The 18579-nt window shown below is 70.0% G+C and carries 19 protein-coding genes; 12 read left to right on the top strand and 7 right to left on the bottom strand.

Features of this window, described 5'->3' with window-relative positions; all coding sequences use genetic code 11:
* Nucleotides 1-205: 205 nt before the first annotated feature.
* The 7 genes from EPO13_11960 (at nucleotide 206) to EPO13_11930 (ending at nucleotide 5118) form a co-directional block, all read left to right on the top strand.
* Nucleotides 206-1222: a hypothetical protein gene (locus EPO13_11960; GenBank protein TAK68259.1), complete on the top strand. Its 1017-nt coding sequence runs from the start codon at nucleotides 206-208 to the stop codon at nucleotides 1220-1222.
* A complete protein-coding gene (locus tag EPO13_11955; protein ID TAK68258.1) occupies nucleotides 1189-1725 on the top strand; it encodes an RDD family protein in 537 nt (178 codons plus the stop codon). The genes EPO13_11960 and EPO13_11955 overlap by 34 nt, the downstream gene beginning before the upstream one ends.
* Nucleotides 1726-1782: 57 nt before the next feature.
* On the top strand, nucleotides 1783-2253 hold the full coding sequence (locus EPO13_11950) for a MarR family transcriptional regulator (GenBank protein TAK68257.1): 471 nt from the start codon (nucleotides 1783-1785) through the stop codon (nucleotides 2251-2253).
* A 216-nt stretch (nucleotides 2254-2469) separates the two neighbouring features.
* On the top strand, nucleotides 2470-3387 hold the full coding sequence (locus EPO13_11945) for a TauD/TfdA family dioxygenase (GenBank protein ID TAK68256.1): 918 nt from the start codon (nucleotides 2470-2472) through the stop codon (nucleotides 3385-3387).
* Nucleotides 3388-3439: 52 nt separating this feature from the next.
* A complete protein-coding gene (locus EPO13_11940; GenBank protein ID TAK68255.1) occupies nucleotides 3440-3964 on the top strand; it encodes a DoxX family protein in 525 nt (174 codons plus the stop codon).
* On the top strand, nucleotides 3961-4470 hold the full coding sequence (locus EPO13_11935) for a hypothetical protein (protein ID TAK68254.1): 510 nt from the start codon (nucleotides 3961-3963) through the stop codon (nucleotides 4468-4470). Before EPO13_11940 ends, EPO13_11935 begins: the two co-directional genes overlap by 4 nt.
* Before the next feature lie 117 nt (nucleotides 4471-4587).
* A complete protein-coding gene (locus tag EPO13_11930; GenBank protein TAK68253.1) occupies nucleotides 4588-5118 on the top strand; it encodes a hypothetical protein in 531 nt (176 codons plus the stop codon).
* Nucleotides 5119-5192: 74 nt separating this feature from the next.
* On the opposite strand, the gene EPO13_11925 is transcribed toward EPO13_11930, so the two are convergent.
* Nucleotides 5193-6074: an SDR family NAD(P)-dependent oxidoreductase gene (locus EPO13_11925; protein TAK68252.1), complete on the bottom strand. Its 882-nt coding sequence runs from the start codon at nucleotides 6072-6074 to the stop codon at nucleotides 5193-5195.
* Nucleotides 6075-6094: 20 nt separating this feature from the next.
* Between EPO13_11925 and EPO13_11920 the strand changes: the two genes are divergently transcribed.
* A complete protein-coding gene (locus EPO13_11920) occupies nucleotides 6095-6544 on the top strand; it encodes a MarR family transcriptional regulator (GenBank protein TAK68251.1) in 450 nt (149 codons plus the stop codon).
* A gap of 296 nt (nucleotides 6545-6840) precedes the next feature.
* Complete coding sequence (locus tag EPO13_11915; protein ID TAK68250.1) at nucleotides 6841-8364, top strand: MFS transporter; 1524 nt, start codon at nucleotides 6841-6843, stop codon at nucleotides 8362-8364.
* Here EPO13_11915 and EPO13_11910 read toward each other — a convergent pair.
* From EPO13_11910 to EPO13_11885, 6 genes are read right to left on the bottom strand one after another with little or no spacing between them, the layout of a single operon-like run.
* The gene (locus tag EPO13_11910; GenBank protein ID TAK68249.1) at nucleotides 8340-9866 is read right to left on the bottom strand and encodes a DNA mismatch repair protein MutS; all 1527 of its coding nucleotides are present in this window, start codon (nucleotides 9864-9866) and stop codon (nucleotides 8340-8342) included. The two genes, EPO13_11915 and EPO13_11910, sit on opposite strands and share 25 nt — an antisense overlap.
* Nucleotides 9863-11401 carry a DNA mismatch repair protein MutS gene (locus tag EPO13_11905; protein TAK68248.1) on the bottom strand — a complete coding sequence of 513 codons (1539 nt, stop codon included), beginning with the start codon at nucleotides 11399-11401 and terminating at the stop codon, nucleotides 9863-9865. The genes EPO13_11910 and EPO13_11905 overlap by 4 nt, the downstream gene beginning before the upstream one ends.
* 44 nt (nucleotides 11402-11445) lie before the next feature.
* Nucleotides 11446-12333 (bottom strand): TIGR03619 family F420-dependent LLM class oxidoreductase, encoded by an 888-nt coding sequence (locus tag EPO13_11900; protein TAK68247.1) that lies wholly within the window; start codon nucleotides 12331-12333, stop codon nucleotides 11446-11448.
* 22 nt (nucleotides 12334-12355) lie between these two features.
* Nucleotides 12356-13327 (bottom strand): aldo/keto reductase, encoded by a 972-nt coding sequence (locus tag EPO13_11895; GenBank protein ID TAK68246.1) that lies wholly within the window; start codon nucleotides 13325-13327, stop codon nucleotides 12356-12358.
* A 30-nt stretch (nucleotides 13328-13357) separates the two neighbouring features.
* Complete coding sequence (locus tag EPO13_11890; protein ID TAK68245.1) at nucleotides 13358-14203, bottom strand: ABC transporter permease; 846 nt, start codon at nucleotides 14201-14203, stop codon at nucleotides 13358-13360.
* Nucleotides 14200-15162: an ATP-binding cassette domain-containing protein gene (locus tag EPO13_11885; GenBank protein ID TAK68244.1), complete on the bottom strand. Its 963-nt coding sequence runs from the start codon at nucleotides 15160-15162 to the stop codon at nucleotides 14200-14202. The genes EPO13_11890 and EPO13_11885 overlap by 4 nt, the downstream gene beginning before the upstream one ends.
* 246 nt (nucleotides 15163-15408) lie before the next feature.
* Here EPO13_11885 and EPO13_11880 point away from each other — a divergent pair, with 246 nt between their 5' ends.
* The 3 genes from EPO13_11880 (at nucleotide 15409) to EPO13_11870 (ending at nucleotide 18569) form a co-directional block, all read left to right on the top strand.
* The gene (locus EPO13_11880; GenBank protein TAK68243.1) at nucleotides 15409-16842 is read left to right on the top strand and encodes an MFS transporter; all 1434 of its coding nucleotides are present in this window, start codon (nucleotides 15409-15411) and stop codon (nucleotides 16840-16842) included.
* Between the two features lie 53 nt (nucleotides 16843-16895).
* Complete coding sequence (locus EPO13_11875; protein TAK68242.1) at nucleotides 16896-17261, top strand: carboxymuconolactone decarboxylase family protein; 366 nt, start codon at nucleotides 16896-16898, stop codon at nucleotides 17259-17261.
* 177 nt (nucleotides 17262-17438) lie between these two features.
* Nucleotides 17439-18569, top strand: a complete 1131-nt coding sequence (locus tag EPO13_11870; GenBank protein TAK68241.1) for an ABC transporter substrate-binding protein — start codon at nucleotides 17439-17441, stop codon at nucleotides 18567-18569.
* The last annotated feature ends 10 nt before the right edge of the window (nucleotides 18570-18579 follow it).

Below are 18579 nucleotides of genomic sequence, written 5' to 3'. Positions count from 1 at the left end.
ACCACTATCGCCGGCCTGGCACTATCGCCGGTCTGGCCGGAGCGTCGCCGACGCGACCCGAGCCTGCGACTCGGCCGGTTCCAGGACCTGTGACGGCGCCGGCCGGACGCCGGCAGCTCGGCACGACCAGGCAGCCAGCGGGCACGCCGCGCTCGACCGGACGCGTGTGGCGCGCGACGATGAGGTCGGCCTGCAGAGGAGCATCATGACAACCGAGCCCGTATCCCGAACGGGGGCGATGCTGCCGTCGACGGTCCCGGCCGTCGCGGTGCCCGATGCCGACCAGCTCGCGCAGGTTGTCCGGGTCGCCTTCGGCGCGGCGGCAGTGGCCGCCGACCTCGTCGCTCGCTCGCTGTCGGAGTCCTCCGTCGGTCACGCCACCGACGGCCGGTCGGCGCGACCGATCGCGGCCGGGGCGGAGCTCGCCCTCGCCGTGGGCTGGAGCGCGACCGGGCTCGCGGCGCGAGCGCTTCGACGCGGCAGCCAGGTCATGCGACCGGTCGTCGGCTTCGCGCTGGCACCGCCCGGCGTGCCCGAGCGCTTCACTGCCGCCGCCGCGCTGCAACGTCTGGCCAGCCGCTGGGAGCGCGAACGGGACGGGTCGGTCCAGGCGCTGGCAACCTGGACTGCATCGGCCGCTCCCGCCGTGGCGACGACGGCAGTGAGCCTGGTCGGCCCGGAACGAGTGGTCGCCGCCGTTGTCGACCGGGTGGACGTGACCGCTGTCGCCGTCGGCGTTCTGGAACGACTGGACCTGGACCGATTGCTGGCCACCGCGGTGCAGCGGACCGACCTCGACCAGCTCGCTGCGGCGGTGATCGCCCAGCTCGATACCGCGGCACTCGTCGACGCCGTCCTCGCCCGGGTGGACCTGACGCGCGTCGTGGTCGACCACGTCGAGCTGGGTCCGATCGTCACCGATGCCCTGAACACCCTCGACCTCACCGAGGTGGTCCGGCAGCGGGTCGATCTGGTCGGGCTGGCCGACTACCTGGTCGAGGAGATCGACCTCGCCGAGATCATTCGGGTGTCCACCGGCTCGATCGCCTCGGAGGCCGTCCAGGGTGTCCGGCTGCAGGGGATCCAGGCCGACGAGGCACTCGGGCGCGCCGTGGACCGCATCCTCTTCCGTGGCCGGCGCGGCCGGACCGCCGGTAGCACCCCGACAGAGCCGAGCCACCCGACAGAATCTGTTGCGGCAGCCCAGGAGCCACTGCAGTGACCGAACCGCCCGACGTCCGGGTGGTCCGACGTCAACAGCGCCAGATCCCGAAGAATGCTCGTGCCTTTCAGAAGCTGCCCGCCGGTTTCGCCAGCCGGCTGCTCGCCAACGTCGTCGATGCGGGGATCGTCGTGGCGATCGCGGCGGCCGCCTGGTTGGGCTGGGCCGCTGTGCAGTTTCTCTCGCAGCCGGTGTCGTTCTCGTGGCCTTCGGTGAGGTATCCGGTGGCCATCGCCTGTTGCCTGGTGCTGACCGTCGGCTACTTCACGGCGTCGTGGGTGACGACGGGCCGGACGTACGGCGACCATCTGCTGGGTCTGCGGGTCGTCAGCGGCCGCGGCCGCCGACTGGGTTGGGCCACAGCGTTTCTGCGAGCCGCGGTTTGCGTGCTGTTTCCGCTGGGCCTCCTGTGGTGCGTCGTGAGTCCGCGCCGCCGGTCGGTGGCGGACGTCCTGCTGCGGACGCAGGTCCGGTACGACTGGATCGAAGAACCCGGCGCCTAGCGCAGAGTTCCTGTCAGGCCATGGGTTCGGAAGGCGCGGTACACCTATCCTCTCGGCATGGATACCGCAGCGACCCCGGCCGCCGGCACTGGCACGGACTCGATCGATCTCAACCAACTCGGCAACGACCTGCGCATCGTGGTCGGCCGGATCGTGCGCCGGTTCCGGCTCGGCGACCTCGGCGGCGAGGTGACGGCGTCGGACCTGTCCGTGCTGGCCCGCCTCGAACGGCACGGTGCGCTGCCGCCGACGGCGCTGGCCGAGCAGGAGCGGATCAGCCCGCAGGCGATCAGCGCCATCGTCGGCAAGCTGGAGGACCGCGGCCTGATCGCGCGCGGCATGGACGCCGAGGACGGCCGGCGATCGACGCTGTGGGCGACCCCGGCCGGCCGCCGACTCCTGGCGGGCCGACGCTCCCGTAACGCCCAGCACGTCGCCCGCGCGCTCGGCGCGGAGCTCAGCCCCGAGGAGCAGCAGCAACTCTTGGCGGCCTTGCCGCTGCTGGAACGGTTGGCCGACCGGTTGTGACGGTTCAGCGCTCGCGTCGCGATCACCCAGTGGTGCAGGCGCTACGCCGGGTGGAGCACCCGGGGCGGTAGCACAGGTCTGCTCGCGGTATGGTACGTACTACTTCATCGGCCTGAACTACCGTGGAGCTGCCGCGGCCCGCTGTGGCGGAACCCCCGGCGCGGCGCAGATGAGGACGAGCCGACAGAACGAGCCGACGGGGACGAGGAGGACACGATGAGCCAGACGACGGTGCGGACGGAGCTTGAGGTCCGGCCCATGACCAGCTTGATCGGTGCCGAGGTGTTCGGCGTCGACCTGCGTGAGCCGCTGCATGCCGACGTGGTCGCGGAGATCCGCAGCCTGCTGCTCAAGTGGCGAGTGATCTTCTTCCGCGACCAGCACATCACGCCCGAGCAGCAGATCAGCTTCGGCGCGCAGTTCGGCAAGGTCACTCCGGCCCACCCGGCTCGGGAAGGCGTCGCCGGACATCCGGAGCTCTACGCGCTGGACGTCCAGGAGGTCAAGGAGTACCTCGACGGCAGCCACCGGTTGGCGGCCCCGCCGGCCATCGAGTTGCAGGTCCACACGGACAACACCTACGTCGTCAACCCGCCGCTGGGTTCGATCCTGCACGGCATCGTGATCCCGCCGGCCGGCGGAGACACCCTGTGGTTCAACCTCGTTGAGGCCTACCGGACGCTGTCGCAGCCGCTCAAGGACATGATCGATGGGCTGCAGGCGGTCCACAAGGGCGTCGACTACTCCGAGTTCGCCAACGCGAAGGCCGGCGTGCAGACCCCCGTCGCGGTCCACCCGGTGGTGCGGGTGCACCCGGAGACGGGCGAGAAGCTGCTGTTCGTGAACCCGCAGTACACCTCGTACATCTGCGGCATGAGCGCACTGGAGAGCAAGCGGCTGCTGGGCCTGCTGTGCGAGCACCTGTCGCGCGTGGAGTTCTCGGTGCGGTTCCGTTGGCAGGCCGACAGTGTCGCGTTCTGGGACAACCGGTCGACGGCACACCTGGGTCCGGTCGACATCGGCGACGCCGACATGGCCCGCAAGATGCAGCGGATCACCGTTGCCGGCGACGTCCCGGTCGGCGCGGACGGCTTCCGTTCGCAGGCGATCGTCGGCGAGCCGTTCGGCGGCTGACCACCCGGTCGGACACCGTCATACATCGACGTCGGAGCGGAGCGACCATCGGATGGGGACAGCAGACGCGGGCCTGGCGGTCCTGCGAGTCGGGACCGGGTTGACCGTTGCCGCCCATGGCGCGCAGAAGTTGTTCGGCTGGTTCGGTGGCGGGGGCCGTGAAGGCACCACCGGCATGATGGGCCGGCTCGGCTTCGAGCCGGCCGAACGCTCGGCGCTGGCGGCCGGCATCGGGGAGTTCGGCGGCGGCCTGCTGCTGGCGGCCGGGGCCGGCACCCCCATCGGGTCGACGATGGTGACCGGCACCATGATCGTGGCGGCGAGCACCCAGTTGCCGAAGGGCTTCTTCGTCATCAAGGGCGGCATCGAGTATCCGGCGATGCTCGCCTTGGTGGCGGCCTCGCTGGCACTCACCGGCCCCGGCTCAGCGTCGGTCGACAACGCGCTGCGCTGGCGTCCCGGGCTGGGGCTGCGGCTGGCCGGCGTCGGCGCGGCCGTGACGATGGCCTCGGTGGTCATCTCGCGTCGGCGGAGCGTCGTGCGGTCCCGGGAGGCCGCCGCCGCCGCGAGCGCATGAGCCTGGTCGACCCGGCACTCCAGCTGGGTCCGCCGGTCCCCGACCTCGGCGAGCTGTTCCACTTCGGGGTGGTCGTCGACGACGTCGAGGCCGCCGTGGACGTGCTCGGGACGACGCTCAGCGTCCGTTTCAGCGCGCCGCAGACCGTCGACCAACTGCTGTGGACCCCTGCCGACGGCATGCACTACCGACGGCGTCGCGCCGCCTTCAGCTGCGTGCATCCCTTCATCGAGTTGATGGAGGCGATCCCCGGGACCAACTGGGGCGACCCGGGTCCGCACCATGTCGCGTACTGGGTCGACGACATGACCGCGGCGGCCGGTCAGCTGACCGCTGCCGGCTTCGAGCACGTTGCTGGTTCGTACACCGAGGGTGTCGACGGTGGGCAGCCGGTGGCGATCAACGGCCAGTACCGGCGTCCGGGCGAGCAGTCCCGCGTCGAGATCGTCAGTACGGCGATCGAGGGCAACATCGCCGCGATGCTCGGGCTGGGCCCGCCCAACTGAGGTACTAGGGCACCGACCGCCGCGCACGGCTTACGCTGTGCTTGAAAGCGGCATCGCCGCTCGTCCGGAAGACCTCGCGTCCAGCAGGTCGACCACGACGCTTGTCAGGAGGACACATTGTCAGCAAAGGTCACCGGGCTGGGCCACATCGGAATCTTTGTCCAGGACCTGGATGCCATGACGGAGTTCTACCGGGACTTCATCGGCATGACTGTGACGAAGAAGAGCGCGTCAGGGTCGTTCCTGAGCGCCGACCCGGCCGCCGTCGATCATGAGATCGCCCTGGTCAAGGGCCGCCCCTCGGCCGAGGATCCGCACCTGATCCAGCAGATCTCCATGCGGGTCGAAACGCTTGCCGACCTCAAGGACTTCTACGAGCGGGTGAGGAAGGCCGGCTACAAGCTGGACCGGGTCGTCTCGCACGCCAGCGCGATCGGCTGCTACTTCCGCGACCCGGAAGGCAACCCGACCGAGGTCTTCTGGCTCACCGGGTACGAGTCGTGGGGCATCGTGTCGATTCCGATCGACCTCGACCTTCCCGACGACGAGATCCTGGCTCAGGTACGCGGCAACTGGGAGCAGGTGCGCCACCTCAAGATGGGCGAGCAGCCCGACGAGGCGTTGGCCGCCACCATGTTCCGCAAGTAGGAGTTCCGCGCACGCCGGATTCCACCAGGAATCCGCCAAGGGGGAATCAGGACGACGGTGCGCCGCGGCGCCGGTCAGCCATGATCGGCGCCGCGGGACACCGCTTCCCAGCTCTGCCAGGTGCGGAGCCGTTCGGCGTACACCGACTGGACCTCGTCGTACCCGCCGCTGGACAGCACCAGGCGCAGCGGCGGATCGTCCGAGTCGACCAGCGCGAACATGGCCGCGACGGTGGCGGTCGGCTCGGGCCGGTCCGGGATCGCTGCGGTCCGCTCGAGTGCCCGCTTCCGGCGGGCCGGCTCGTGGACGGGGTCCTGCACCGAGCGTCCGGCCTGGGCGCCGTCCATGCCCGTGTTGTAGCCGGCCGGCTCGACCAGCGACACCTTGATCCCCAGGTCCGCGATCTCGCGTGACAACGCCTCGGTCAGACCTTCCAGTGCCCATTTCGAGGCGCAGTACATGCCGATCTCGGCGTACCCGGTGAGTCCGCCCATGCTGGAGATCTGCACCAGATGGCCGTGGCCCTGCGCCCGCAACAGCGGCAATGCTGCCTGCGTCACCCACAGCGCACCGAAGAAGTTGGTGTCCAACTGGGCGCGTGCCTCGGACTCGGTGACTTCCTCCACGAAGCCGTAGTGCACGTAGCCGGCGTTGTTCACCACCACGTCGAGCCGGCCGAACCGGGCGTGAGCCGTCTGCACCGCATCGAAGGCCGCGGTTCGCGACGTGACATCCAGGGTCTGCGGCAGAACGGCGTCGCCGTAGTCGTCGACCAGGGACTGCAGCGACTTGGCGTCGCGCGCCGTGGCGGCCACCTGGTCGCCGCGCTCCAGCGCTGCCCGCGCCCAGGTCGCTCCCAGGCCCCGGGACGCCCCGGTGATGAACCAGACCTTCGTCAAGGCGACCTCCTCGTCGTCGCCGGCGAAGATACCTGCCGCCTGCTGTGCAGCGCCCATCGCGCCGCTACGCTCACGCCGTGATCGACGACGGCGAGCAGGCAGTTGACCTCAATCAGCTCGGCAACGACCTGCGAATCGTGGTCGGGCGGATTGTGCGGCGTTTCCGGTTGGGCGAGCACACCGGCGACGTGACGCTGTCGGAAATGTCCGTGCTGGCCCGCCTGGACCGGGAAGGGCCGCTGCCGGCCTCGACGCTGTCCGACCAGGAACGCATCAGCCCGCAGGCCATCAGCGTCATCGTCGGCATCCTGGAGTCGCGGGCCCTCATCGCCCGCGCGCCCGACGCCGCGGACGCGCGGCGGTTCCTGCTCACCGTGACGGCGGCCGGCCGGCGGCTGCTGGTCGGCCGGCGCTCGCGCAACGCCCGCGGTGTCGCCGTTGCACTGGCGGCCGAGTTCACCCCCGCCGAGCAGGAGCAGTTGGCCAAGGCTCTGCCCCTGCTGGAGCGCCTCGCCGACCGGATCTGACGGAGTCGGCGCCCACTGTCACCGGACCGGCCGCACTGCCAGACGAGGCTGCCACGACGAGGCTGCTGCGGCAATGCTGTTCGGCAGGGTTTAGCATCGCAACGTCGTGTGCTTGTCGATCCGGTTGACCATCGAGCCGGCCGACGTTCGAACGGGCCGACGATCCGACGAATAGACGATTGAGCGGCGCAGCGATCGAATGGGCCGACGGTCGACCAGGTTTGACGATCGAACAGGTTTGACGATCGAACAGGTTTGACGATCGAACGTGATGTCAGCCGGACGGAGGCGCGGCGGTGACCCGGGCAGACACGCCGTGGACGACGCCTCGGCTGCTGCTGTTCGTCGGTGGTCTCACGCTCGGGCCACTCACCTACGCCGTCCTGACGACCTCGGTCATCCCCTTGGTGCCCAAGCTCAGTGCGCACTACGGAGTCTCGCAGGCGTCGGCCAGCCTGATCGTCATCGTGGCCCTGGTCGCCGGGACCGTCGCCACACCGCTGCTGGGCCGCCTCGGCGACCTGTACGGCAAGCGCCGGATGCTGTTGGTGGTGCTGTCGCTGCTGTTCTCCGGCTGCCTGCTCGCCGCGGTCACCGACAGTTTCGCGCTACTGCTGGTGGCTCGGCTGCTGCAGGGTCCCGGCTGTGCCGCCGTCCCGCTCGGGTTCGCGGTGATCGCCGACACGGTGCCGGGCGCGCGGCTGAATTTCAGCCTGGGATTGCTCAGTGCCAGTACGTCGATCGGCGCCGGGCTCGGATTCTTCTTCGGCGGCGCGGTGGGCGCGCTGACCGACAGCACGCAGGTCATGTTCGGCATCCTCGCCGCGGTGGCGGCGCTGGCCCTGCTGGTGACGCGGCGGATCGTGGCCAGCGCCCCGCCCGCCGGGACGGGCCGGATCGACCTGGTGGGCAGTGGCCTGCTCGTGGTGGGCCTGACCGGCTGCCTGGTGGCGCTGTCGGAGGGCGGCAGCTGGGGGTGGAGTTCCGGTACGACGCTGCTGGTCGCCGGAATCGGGCTCGGCAGCCTCGGCGCGTGGGCGATTCACGGCTGGTTCGCGCGGAATCCGCTGGTGGACACCAAGGTCTTCTTCAGTCGCAGCATCTGTGTCGGCAGTGTCCCGATGCTGGCTCTCGGCCTCGGCCAGTACACGGTCCTGCTGGTGGTCGTCGTCATCGGGCAGACCGACCCAGCCGTCGCCGGCTACGGCCTCGGGCTGAGCACCTTCGCCGCGTCGACGTTGCTGTTGCCCTGCATCGTCGTGCAGGCAGCGACGTCGACGTCGATGACGTTGCTGGCCCGGCGTATCGGACTGCTGGCCACCTTGGTGCTCGGCGCGTTGATCGCCACCGGCGGCTTCGTGCTGTTGTCGGTCTGGAACAACGTGGCGCTCGCGTTGGCCATCGGCGCCTCGGTGGTGTCGCTGGGATTCGGACTGCTGGTGTCGGCGTCACCGGCGTACGTCGTGCGCACCGTGGCGCTCTCAGAGCGGGGGGTGGCGGCGGGAATGAACTTCATCTGCCGGACCGCCGGGCAGGCGCTGGGCACCGCGACGGTCGCCGCCGCCGTCACGATGGCGACTCCCGCGGGTACGGCGATTCCGGGCTTGGGCGGTTACGCCGTGGCCTTGCGGATCGCCGCCGGTGCCAGCCTGACCGCCGCCGTGGTGCTGTTGTCCCTGCGGCCGGCGGCCCGGCGGCGGGCCGGGGAATCGCAGCCCGGCCCGGCGACGTCCGCGACGGTGGCCGGCACGCCCGCGTCGTCCGAGACGACGGCTGGCACGCCCGCGTCGCGCGGTCAGGAACTGAACACGCGGGCGTAGATGTCGTCGCCGTGGCTGGTCGGCTGCGGCTGCCCGGGCACCAGGCGATACGTCCGGACTCCGGCGGCGTCGCGTTCGGCCCGTAGCGACAGCGCCGGGGGCCCGTCGGCCAGCAGGTCGCGGGCCAGGCTGTACAGATGGGTCACCAGGACCACCTGGTGACCGGCGTCGCACAACGCCCGGACGATGTCGCTGCCGAGCTGGGCGCCTTCGCGTTCGTCGGTCGTCGCGAACGACTCGTTGCACAACACCACGTCGTGGCGGCCGAGCGTGGCGACGACGTCGCTCATCCGGCGGAGTTCCTCGTCGAGCTTGCCGTGCTGCATCGAGGTGTCCTCCTCCCGGGGGAAGTGGGTGACGACACCGTCGAACACGTCGCACGTGAACGAGTCTGCCGCGACGAACATGCCGGCGTGCATCATCAGGACTGCCGCACCGTAACTGCGCAGGAACGTCGACTTGCCCCCGGAGTTCGCCCCGGTCACGACCACCAGCTGTCTGCCGTCGGCGTCCAGGTCGTTGCCGACGGCAAGGGTGTCCGGTTGCAGGGCGACGGCGATGTCGCGCAGTCCGCGCGCGGTGCAGACCACCGATCCGTTGGGCTGCACCGGGTCCGGCAGACAGGTCGGTGTACCCACCCGGCGCAGGGCGTCGGACAGATTCACGCATCCGACGTAGAAGCCCAACTCGGCGCGCAACGACTGCAGGAAGCCCAGGATGTGCTCGGTCGCAGTGGCGAGCGTCGCGGCGACGTCCCGCAGTGCGTCGCCGCGCAGTTTGGCCAGCTCTCGCAGGCCGACCTCGTCGTAGTTGGCCACCTCGAACGCCGCAGCCCGCCGCGCCGCGCCCAGCCGGGGCAGCCACGGCCGCCGCCGCGACAACGGATCGTGCACCACGTATCCGGTCCCCCGGTTGCCTTCGCCGAGCCGGGCACTGGCCAGTACTCCGTCGCGGAACCGCAGCCGCTGCAGGTGGTCGGTGACCGTGTCGAGGTAGGACTCGTCGAGCCCGGTGGTCAACTCGGTCATCAGGTCGCGCAGGCCGTCGGAGCGGAAGGCGGCGCCGTGATCAGCGGCGAGCGCGCGGAGCCTCCGCAGCGTGGCGACGAACTGGTCGAGCACGCCGGCCGCGGTCCGTACGACGCCTTCCGGGCTGCGGTTGGTGCGGCCGACGACCGCGCGTCGCTCGGCCCGGATCGACTCCGCGGTGACGGCGTAGAACTCACGCAGCACCGTGGGGTTGCGCAGACAGTCGGCCAGCACGTGCTGGCGGTAGCGGATCGCGTCGACCGTGCGCAGGCCGGTCAGCAGGCCGTGGTGGGCGATCTCGCGCAGGACAGGGTCGCGCTGTGCCATCGCGTCGAGAATGACGTCGAGTTCAAGGTCGCGTCGAAGATCGGACTCGTGCGCCGGCAGCGCCAGCTCCGGCAGCAGTGACCGATCCGGTGGTCGCGGCTCGCCGGAGGCCGGTGCCGCCGGCGGGTGAAGCAACGCCACTCTCATCGGGCCAGCCGTTCGGTGAGCTGCGAGTAGGTGAGACCGTGTCGGGCGGCGAGCGCTGTCGCGTACGCCCGAGGGTCCGGGGTGGCACGCACGATCCGGTAGGTACGGTCGGCGGGTCGGTCCGGGACGAGTTCGCTGACCATGGTCACCGTGGTGGGCGAACCGGCTCCCAGGTCGGGAATGAAACTCACGCAGATGCACAGTGCGCCGGACCCCACGACACGATCGAGTACCCGCTGGGCGAGCAGCGCGGCGTCCTCGGTCGTGGTGGAGCTGAACGGTTCGTTCAGCACCAGGACACTGTCGGACGTCGCGTCACGCAGCGTGTCGGCCAATCGGACCAACTCGTCCTCGAGCCGCCCGCCGGCACGGCGGAGGTCCTCTGCCTGCTCGAAATGGGTGAAGATCCGGTCCGGCAGCCGAAGCGTGGCTGAGCGCCCCGGTACCGGCAGGCCGAGGCCGGCGAGGAGGAACACCTGACCGACCGCGCGAGCGAAGGTCGTCTTGCCGCCCTGATTGGGTCCGGTGACGACGATGACGCGTTCGGCACCGGCCAGCTGGACGTCGTTGCACACCACCGTGTTTCCGGCCAGCACCTGCCGGCGGGCGAGGGCGAGATCGAACGACGAGGTGACGGCGAGCGTGGCCGCGGAGTCCACCAAGGCGGGCAGGCAGAACGGCAGGCCGGCATCGCGCATCGGGGCGAGGTAGTCCAGGTAGCGCAGGAAGAAGCGGACCTGCCGGTCCAACTCGACCACGGCGGCTGCCGGGAACTGCTCGGACTGCCCGGCGTAGAACTGCTCGAGCTGACCGAACGCCGCCGGGTGCAGGTCGGCGACCCGGTCGAGGATCTCGGTCTCCACACCGTTGATCGCGACCCGGGCGGTCTCGGTGGTGACCAACGGCGGGCGGTCGCCCGGGTCGAATCGCGCGAACGTGGCCGCCAGTTCGGCGGTGTAGTCCGGTTGCCCGTCGTAGCCGGAGACCGTGACTCTGTTGCCGTCGAGCTGGACGCAGTACTCGACGCCCGACAACAGCTGCCGCAGCTCTGCCGCCGCGGCCGACAACCGGCCAAACTCGGCCGACTCGGTGTAGTCGACGAGGTAGTCGCGGTAGCCGATCAGGCCGGCCGAGCCGACCGGTGCCGCGCGCAGCCCCGCGACGAGTTCCAGGACGCTGCCGCAGTAGGTCTCAGCTGCTTCCAGACACCAGGCGGGGGTCTGGTGCCGGGTGTACGGCGAATGCAGCAGCCGCAGCTGGTCGCGCAGCCGCGACATGCGGGCGACGAAGGTGCGCAGCACGGCCTGGTTGGCAGGCTGGGCCAGGTCGGTCAGCACGGCGTGACGGTGTTCGACGGTGGCACGGTCGGCCGGTCCGGCGGCGTACAGGGAGACCAGGTCCTCGTCGTCGCCGGTGGTGAGGTCGGCGACGATCTGGTCGACGTTGAGGTCCCGGCGTTGCACGGCTGGGTCTGCCGGGGCCGAGGCTGCGGTCGGATCGCCGAACAGCAGACTCGGTGGCATCAGGTCACCCACGATCCCCCCTCCGGCGGAGTGCCACGGTACCCAGCCGCACCGGATCAGCTCGGGTGGCCGGCGCCGTAGGGTTCGATCACGGTACGCGCGTACCGCTCGATGAACCGCTGGTAGTCGTCCGCGCCCGGCCGGCTGCCGTGCGCCACCGGCGGGCGACTGGCGATCCGCGTGACGCCGATCTCGGCGTGGGCCTGGACTGCGGCCGGGTCGAACGACGCCGGCATCCGGCTGGTGATCTCGAACGGGCCACCGCGCCCGGCCGCCGCGCGATGCCCCAGCACGATGTCGATCCGGCCGGCCAGGTCGGTCAGGTCCTTGCTGCCGCTTTCCAGCCAGCCGTCGCCCACGGTTCCCGCACGCCGCATCGCTGCCGCGGACATCCCGCCGATCTCGATCGGAATCCCCTCGGGCCGAGCCGGTTTGGGCTCGAACCGCATGGGTGGCCACGAGAACGAGTCACCGGAGTGGGCCACGACGTCCTCGGCGAACAGCCGGCGCAGCACCGCGATCATCTCGTCGGTGCGTCGGCCACGACTGCCGAAGGACGCCCCCAGCGCCGCGAACTCGTCTTCCAGCCAGCCGACGCCGACGCCGAGCGTCACTCGGCCGCCGGACAGTGCGTCGACGGTGACCAGCATGCGGGCGACGTGCAGCGGATGCCGCAGCGGCAGCAGGTAGACACCGGTGCCCAGCCGGATCGAGGTGGTGGCGGTGGCGACCGCACCCAGGACCACCAGCGGGTCGAACAGCGGCACGGTCGGCAGGACGGGCGGCACACCGTCGGCGGTGTGCGGATACGTCGCCGGCAGTTGCGGCGGGAACACGACGTGGTCGGCGACGAAGACGGATTCGAACCCGGCGTCCTCGGCCAGTGCGGCGATCCCGGCGTACTGGTCCGGCGGCGGCCCGCCGAGCATCAGGGCGAACTTCACCGCGCGCGCCGACCTGTCGCGCTCACCAGGCGAAGTCCTCCGGCGACGGTCCGGGACCCGGGAAGATCTCGTCGATGCGCTGCAGGGTCGCCGCGTCGAGGGTGACGTCGAGCGCGGCGGCCATGCCGGCCAGTTGCTCGGAAGTCCGCGGCCCGACGATGGGTGCGGTCACCGCCGGCCGGGTCAGCAACCAGGCGATAGCGACGTGGCTCGGTTCGTGTCCGAGCTCGTCGCACAGCGCCTCCCACTGGACCAGTTGCGCCCGGTGCGGCTCGAGATCACGCTCGGCCCGTCCTTCGTAGCGGCGGCGCCCTTCGGCCTGCTTGCGCAGGATTCCGCCGAGCAGGCCGCTGTCCAGCGGCGACCACGGGATGACGCCGATCCCGTACGCCTCGCACGCCGGGAGGACCTCGCGCTCGGCCGAGCGGTTGATCAGGTTGTAGATGCACTGCTCGCTGGACAGGCCCAGGGTGTCCAGGCGGGTCGCGGTCTCCTGGCCCTGCGCGATGTGCCAGCCCGCGAAGTTCGAGGTGCCGACGTACGTCACCTTGCCCTGCGTCCGCAGGATGTCCATCGCGGTCCAGATCTCTTCCCATGGAGTCTGCCGGTCCACGTGGTGCATCTGATACAGGTCGATGTGGTCGGTCTGCAGCCGCCGCAGCGACTCGTCGCAGGCGCGGCGGATATGCGTCGCCGACAGCCTCGACTCGTTGGGCCAGTCACCCATCTTGTTGAAGACCTTGGTCGCCAGCACGGTTCGCTCGCGCCGGCCGTTGCCCTGGGCGAGCCAGTTTCCGACGATGGTCTCCGTCGCGCCGCGGCCGAGCTCGCCGCCGTACACGTTGGCGGTGTCGAACACGTTGAGGCCCAGCTCATGAGCCTCGTCCATGATCCGGAACGAGTCGGGTTCTGTCGTAGCGGGGCCGAAATTCATGGTGCCGAGGACGAGTCTGCTGACAGTGAGTCCGGTGCGGCCGAGTTGGGTGTACTCCATGGCGCGATCATGCCACGGGCCCCGCCGACGTCAGCGGGTCCGGTACCGGTGCATCGACAGCGGCCCGAAACTCGCGACGATCGCCGCCGCGACGACCAGCACGACGGTGAGGTCCGATCCCGGCAGCTGTCCGGCCATGAGGTCGCGAACCGCAGTGACCAGGTAGCTGATCGGGTTGTACTCGACCACCGTCTGCAGCCACCCGGGCATCGTGGCGGGATCCACGAAGATGTTGCTGGCGAAGGTCAGCGGGAACAGGATCATCATGCTGATCCCCATGACCGAGTTCGGGCTCCGGACATACAGCCCCACCAGGATCCAGATCCAGGACACCGCCCAGCAGAACACCAGGACGAGCGCGATGGCCAGCAGAACACCGGTCGGACCGCCCACCGGACGGAAGCCGAGGATCAGTCCCAGCACGATGACCATTGCGCAGGCTGTGGCGAACCGGGCGAGATCTCCGAGCATCGCTCCGACGACCGGTGCCGGTTGCCAGATCGGCAGCGACCGGAATCGGTCGAACATGCCCTTGTCGATGTCGGTGGCCATGTTCAGGCCCGTGTACATCGTGATGAAGACCGTGGTCTGCACGAGGATCCCGGGAAGCAGGAACTGCACGTACTCCGACGGGGAGCCGGCCAGCGCGCCACCGAACAGGAACGTGAACATGAGCGTGAACATGATCGGAAACAGCGTGACGTCGATGAGTTGTTCGGGCACGTGTTTGATCCGGAGCAGGGCACGCCAGCCGTAGGTGAGCGAGTTCGTGACCGCCCCGGGTGCCGGCGGGCGGCTGCCGGTCGCCAGGACGCCCCGCAGCCCGTCGCCGGCCACAGCGGTGTCCGGTGCGGCCTGGGCCGTCGGCGTACTCATGCCACCTCCTCGTCCGTCGTTTCGGCGTGGTGGCCGGTGAGCGCCAGGAACACTTCGTCGAGGCTCGGCTGCCCGACCGCGTAGCCGACGATGTCGACCCCGTCGTCGGCGAGCCGGGCCAGCACGGCGGCGACCCGCCCGGGATCGGCGACCTGCGCGGTCAGCACCGCCGGGTCGCCGTCGGCGACCACCGGAAGTCCGAGCAGTGCAGCGAGGCGGTCCTTCACCTGGTCGCGCAGCGCGGGCTGCGCGAGTCGAAGCTGCAGTGAGCCGGCACCGGCGCGGGACTTCAGCTCACTGCTGGTGCCCTCGGCGATGACGCGGCCGTGATCGATCACGGCGATCCGGTCGGCGAGCTGGTCGGCCTCGTCGAGGTACTGCGTGGTGAGCAGGACGGTCGTCCCGCAGTCGACCATCAGCCGGACGACGTCCCACACCTGGTTGCGGCTACGAGGGTCCAGCCCGGTCGTCGGCTCGTCGAGGAACAGCAGCTGCGGAGTGACCACGATGCTGGCGGCGATGTCGATGCGCCGCCGCATCCCGCCGGAGTACGACTTGACCTGCCGGCCCGCGGCGTCGGCGATGCCGAACGCAGCCAGCAGTTCCGCCGCGCGCCGGCGAGCCGCCCCCCTGCGGTAGCCGTACAGGCGGGCGAGCAGGACGAGGTTCTCGGTACCGGTCAGTTCCTCGTCGACAGACGCGAACTGGCCGGTGAGACTGACCGCCTTGCGGACCTGCCGAGCCTCGGAGACCACGTCGTGACCCATGACCCGGGCGGTCCCGCCGTCCGGCTGCAGCAAGGTGGCGAGCATCCGGATGGTGGTCGTCTTGCCGGCACCGTTGGGTCCGAGGACGCCGTAGACCGTGCCACCGGGGACGGCGAGATCGACGCCGTCCACGGCCCGGTTGTCGCCGAAGATCTTGACGAGCCCGGTGGCTTCGATCGCCAGGTCCGTCATCGTCGTCTCCCTCCGCCGACCGTGCCGCGATCCACGCGAGGCTACCGGCCGGGAGCGCGATCCCGGCCGGGCATTCCGGGCGGACTGGGTGGCGGATGGGGGTCGACCGCGCGCCGGGATCCCGTCGGGTCTACCGTGCGGGTGCGGTAGTACACCGCGATTGACATCCGGCTTCGGCGCACGACAGAGGGGTGAGCGCGTACGACCTCGAGCAGGACCTGGCGCGATCGAGCGCTCGTCCCGACGTTGGTGGCCTTGGCGGTCAACGTCTCGGTGGTGTCCAGTCTCGGTGCTCCGCTGATCCCCACGATCGCCCGCGACAACGGTGTCCCGCTGGGTACCGCGCAGTGGATCCTCACCGCAGCCCTGCTGTCCGGCGCGGTCGCCTCGCCGATCCTGGGCCGCCTCGCCGACGGCCCCCGGCAGCGGCTGATCGCCATCGTGGGGTTGTGCGTGGTGCTGGGTGGCTGCGTCGTGGCAGCACTGCCCGTGAGCTTCCCGGTCCTCATCGCCGCCCGGACCGCGCAGGGAGTCGGCCTCGGCCTGGTGCCGGTCGCCATCGCCATCGCGCGGATCCGGTTGCCCCGCAAGCGGTTGGCCCAGACTGTCGCCACGCTGTCGATCACGTCCACGGTGGGCGCCGCGGTGGGATTCCCGTTGACCGGCCTGGTGGTGCAGTTCGCGGACTACCGCGCCGCCTTCTGGCTGGGCGCGATCACCACCGGTATCGGCCTGGTGCTGGCGTGCACGGTGCTGCCCGGCCGGGTCCCGCTCGTCGCCCGACGATTCGACCTGCTCGGCGCGGTGACCCTCAGCGTGGGGGTCGTCGCCGCCTCGATCTGGTTGAGCGAGAGCGGCAGCTGGGGCTGGACGTCCGCACGCAGCGTCGGCGTTGCTGCCGGCAGCGTCGTGTTCCTGGCCGTCTGGGTATGGCACCAGCTGCGTTGTGAGGATCCGCTGGTCGACCTCCGACAGGTACGGCACCGTCTCGTGCTCACCGCCGACGTCGCGGTGTTCCTGATCTGCGTCGCCTCGTACCTCTACATGCCGATCATCGTCGAACTGATGCAGGTGCCGACCTCGACCGGTTTCGGTTTCGGCGCCTCGGTGGCGCTATCCGGGCTCATTCTCGTCCCGGTGTCCATCGGGACGGTGATCGTCAGCCGGCTCCTGGGCGTGTACGAACGCCGATTCGGTACCCGGTCGATGATCCCCGTCGGCGCCCTGCTGTTCGCGGTCGCGAGCGTCTTCTTCGCGCTGGAGCACAGGTCGTTGTGGGTGACGTTCGGTGTCGTCTTCATCTCCGGCGTCGGTGTCGGCTTCACCTTCGCCGCGATGCCCGGCCTGATCGTGCGGGCGGTCCCACCGGAGGAGACCGGAAGCGCCACCGGGTTCTACCAGGTGCTGCGGAATCTGGGTCAGACCGCGGGCAGTGCGCTGGGAGCCCTTGTGCTGTACGCGTTTACCGCCCCGGGTGACACCTATCCGGCTGAGGGTGGCTTCACTGTCAGCCTCCTGCTCGCCGGGTGCTTCAGTGTCCTGACCGCGATCACCGCCTACCTGCTCGCCGGCCCGAACCGGCGTGGCAGCGCCAGCGCACCGACGGTGGTGCCGGTGAACGCCGGCGATGCAGCAGCACCGAGTGATGCAGCGTCACCGTCGGCTCCCCGACGTGCTTGACCTTCCGTCCCTAGCCTTTTCAGGATCCGAGCCGGCGCGCTACGGTCCCGGCCATGACGAACTCCGAGGCCGAACCGAGCGCCGCGGGCGCTGCCGACGTCCACCCGTTCGCGCCGTTCACCGACTTCCGCTCGGGTGATCCGTTGGCGCAGTACAACGCCGATGTGCTGATCGAGGGTGTCTGGCAGCGCCCCGGTCTGAGCCGGCGTGACCGGCGCCTGATCACGCTGGCGATCCTCGCCACCCGCGGCGCGATCGCGGAGGCCGGGGTGCACATCGATGCCGCGCTCTACCAAGGGGAGATGACCGTCGAACAGCTGCAGGAGATGGCGGTCCAGGTCGCCTTCTACGCGGGCTGGCCGATGGGCAACCGACTGCAGCGAGAGATCACGGACAGGGCGGCGGCGCGCGACCTCTAGGGCATCGGCGCCCGGCTCCTGCAGGGCGCTTGGTATGGACACGGGGCGAGCTTCGACAAGCGTTCTTGACATCCGCAGAACGCCGTTCCACTGCTGCGTCAGGCGACGACCGGCCCGCTCAGGGTTGACGGGAATCGAGGGGACGTCGCCTCGCCTATTGTTCCTGTCGGTTGATTCATGTCGGGGGCTTCCTTGCCGTCGAGCTGTCAGCCGCTGATGATGCGAGGAAGTGTGATGGTGGATCGACGTAGGACCACTCCGTCAGCTCGACCGCTCGTCCGGCGCCGCCGGGCCGTTGCACTCGCGGCGGGGTTGGCCGGCGGGGCGATGCTGTTCGCGGCGTGCGGCAGCAGCTCACCGGACGCGAGCAGCTCGGGCTCCGGCCCGCTGCCGAAGCTACGGGTCGTCGTGGCGACAACCGACCCGTCGTCGACACCGGTCTTCGTCGCCAAGCAGGCGGGGCTGTTCGCCGCCGAGGGCGTCGACGTCGACCTCACGGTAGCGGGTGCCAACACGGTGACGTCGGTGACGTCCGGCCAGGCCGACATCGCGCAAGGCGGTGCGCTCGCGCCGATCACGGTGGCCAAGCAGGGCAAGGACACCGCGATCCTGTTCTGGGCGCTGGGCAACAAGGCGGCCGGCTTCGTGGTGGGCAAGCCCGGTATCACCTCGCTCGACCAGTGCAAGACCGTGATCACCTCGACGGAGGCAACCTCGCCCTTCGGGTGGGTCACGGCCTACAAGCGGGCGCTGGGTCTGGACTACCGGATCATCGCGTCGCAGGACGTGCCGGCCATTTCGGCCACCGTCGCGGCCGGGACCAACGACTGCGGCGGCAGCACCTACGGACAGTTCACCAGCGGTATCGCTGCGGGGAAGATGTCGCTGATCATCGACCCGCGGGACCCGAGCAAGTTGCCGGCAGCGGTGCGCGATCTGAACTTCATCGACAGCGGATTCTGGGGGATGAAGGCCAACCTCCCGCCGCTGAAGGACCAGCTGGTCCGTTTCGTGCGCGGCATGGAGAAGGCGATGACGTACATCAAGGACCACACGGGCACGCAGCTCGCCGAGCTGCTGTACCAGCGCGAGGACTGGAAGGCGATCCCCAAGGCCGACCTGGCGCAGCTCATCGACAGCCAGCGTTTCGCCTGGCTGCCGGACGGCGGCCGGATCACCGAGCAGGCGTGGGCCGGGGTCACCACGTTCGTGCAGAACATGGGTCTGACCTACGTCACGACGTCGGACCCGACCTGGTCGTACGCGAGCCGGGTCGACATGTCCTACCTGGACGCGGCCACGCGCTGAACCTGATCAG

The organism is Actinomycetota bacterium (assembly GCA_004297305.1).
In the GTDB taxonomy this organism is placed as follows: Bacteria; Actinomycetota; Actinomycetes; order S36-B12; family FW305-bin1; genus FW305-bin1.
Note: the sequence above shows the minus strand (reverse complement) of the source record. Positions and strands in the feature narration are given on the sequence as shown.

What these genes read in the sequence shown, in the direction of transcription:
- EPO13_11960 (TAK68259.1), top strand. Translation starts at nt 206, where the DNA reads ATGACAACCGAGCCCGTATCCCGAACGGGGGCGATGCTGCCGTCGACG.
- EPO13_11950 (TAK68257.1), top strand. Translation starts at nt 1,783, where the DNA reads ATGGATACCGCAGCGACCCCGGCCGCCGGCACTGGCACGGACTCGATC.
- EPO13_11945 (TAK68256.1), top strand. Translation starts at nt 2,470, where the DNA reads ATGAGCCAGACGACGGTGCGGACGGAGCTTGAGGTCCGGCCCATGACC.
- EPO13_11940 (TAK68255.1), top strand. Translation starts at nt 3,440, where the DNA reads ATGGGGACAGCAGACGCGGGCCTGGCGGTCCTGCGAGTCGGGACCGGG.
- EPO13_11935 (TAK68254.1), top strand. Translation starts at nt 3,961, where the DNA reads ATGAGCCTGGTCGACCCGGCACTCCAGCTGGGTCCGCCGGTCCCCGAC.
- EPO13_11925 (TAK68252.1), bottom strand. Translation starts at nt 6,074, where the DNA reads ATGGGCGCTGCACAGCAGGCGGCAGGTATCTTCGCCGGCGACGACGAG.
- EPO13_11910 (TAK68249.1), bottom strand. Translation starts at nt 9,866, where the DNA reads ATGAGAGTGGCGTTGCTTCACCCGCCGGCGGCACCGGCCTCCGGCGAG.
- EPO13_11895 (TAK68246.1), bottom strand. Translation starts at nt 13,327, where the DNA reads ATGGAGTACACCCAACTCGGCCGCACCGGACTCACTGTCAGCAGACTC.
- EPO13_11890 (TAK68245.1), bottom strand. Translation starts at nt 14,203, where the DNA reads ATGAGTACGCCGACGGCCCAGGCCGCACCGGACACCGCTGTGGCCGGC.
- EPO13_11885 (TAK68244.1), bottom strand. Translation starts at nt 15,162, where the DNA reads ATGACGGACCTGGCGATCGAAGCCACCGGGCTCGTCAAGATCTTCGGC.
- EPO13_11875 (TAK68242.1), top strand. Translation starts at nt 16,896, where the DNA reads ATGACGAACTCCGAGGCCGAACCGAGCGCCGCGGGCGCTGCCGACGTC.
- EPO13_11870 (TAK68241.1), top strand. Translation starts at nt 17,439, where the DNA reads ATGTCGGGGGCTTCCTTGCCGTCGAGCTGTCAGCCGCTGATGATGCGA.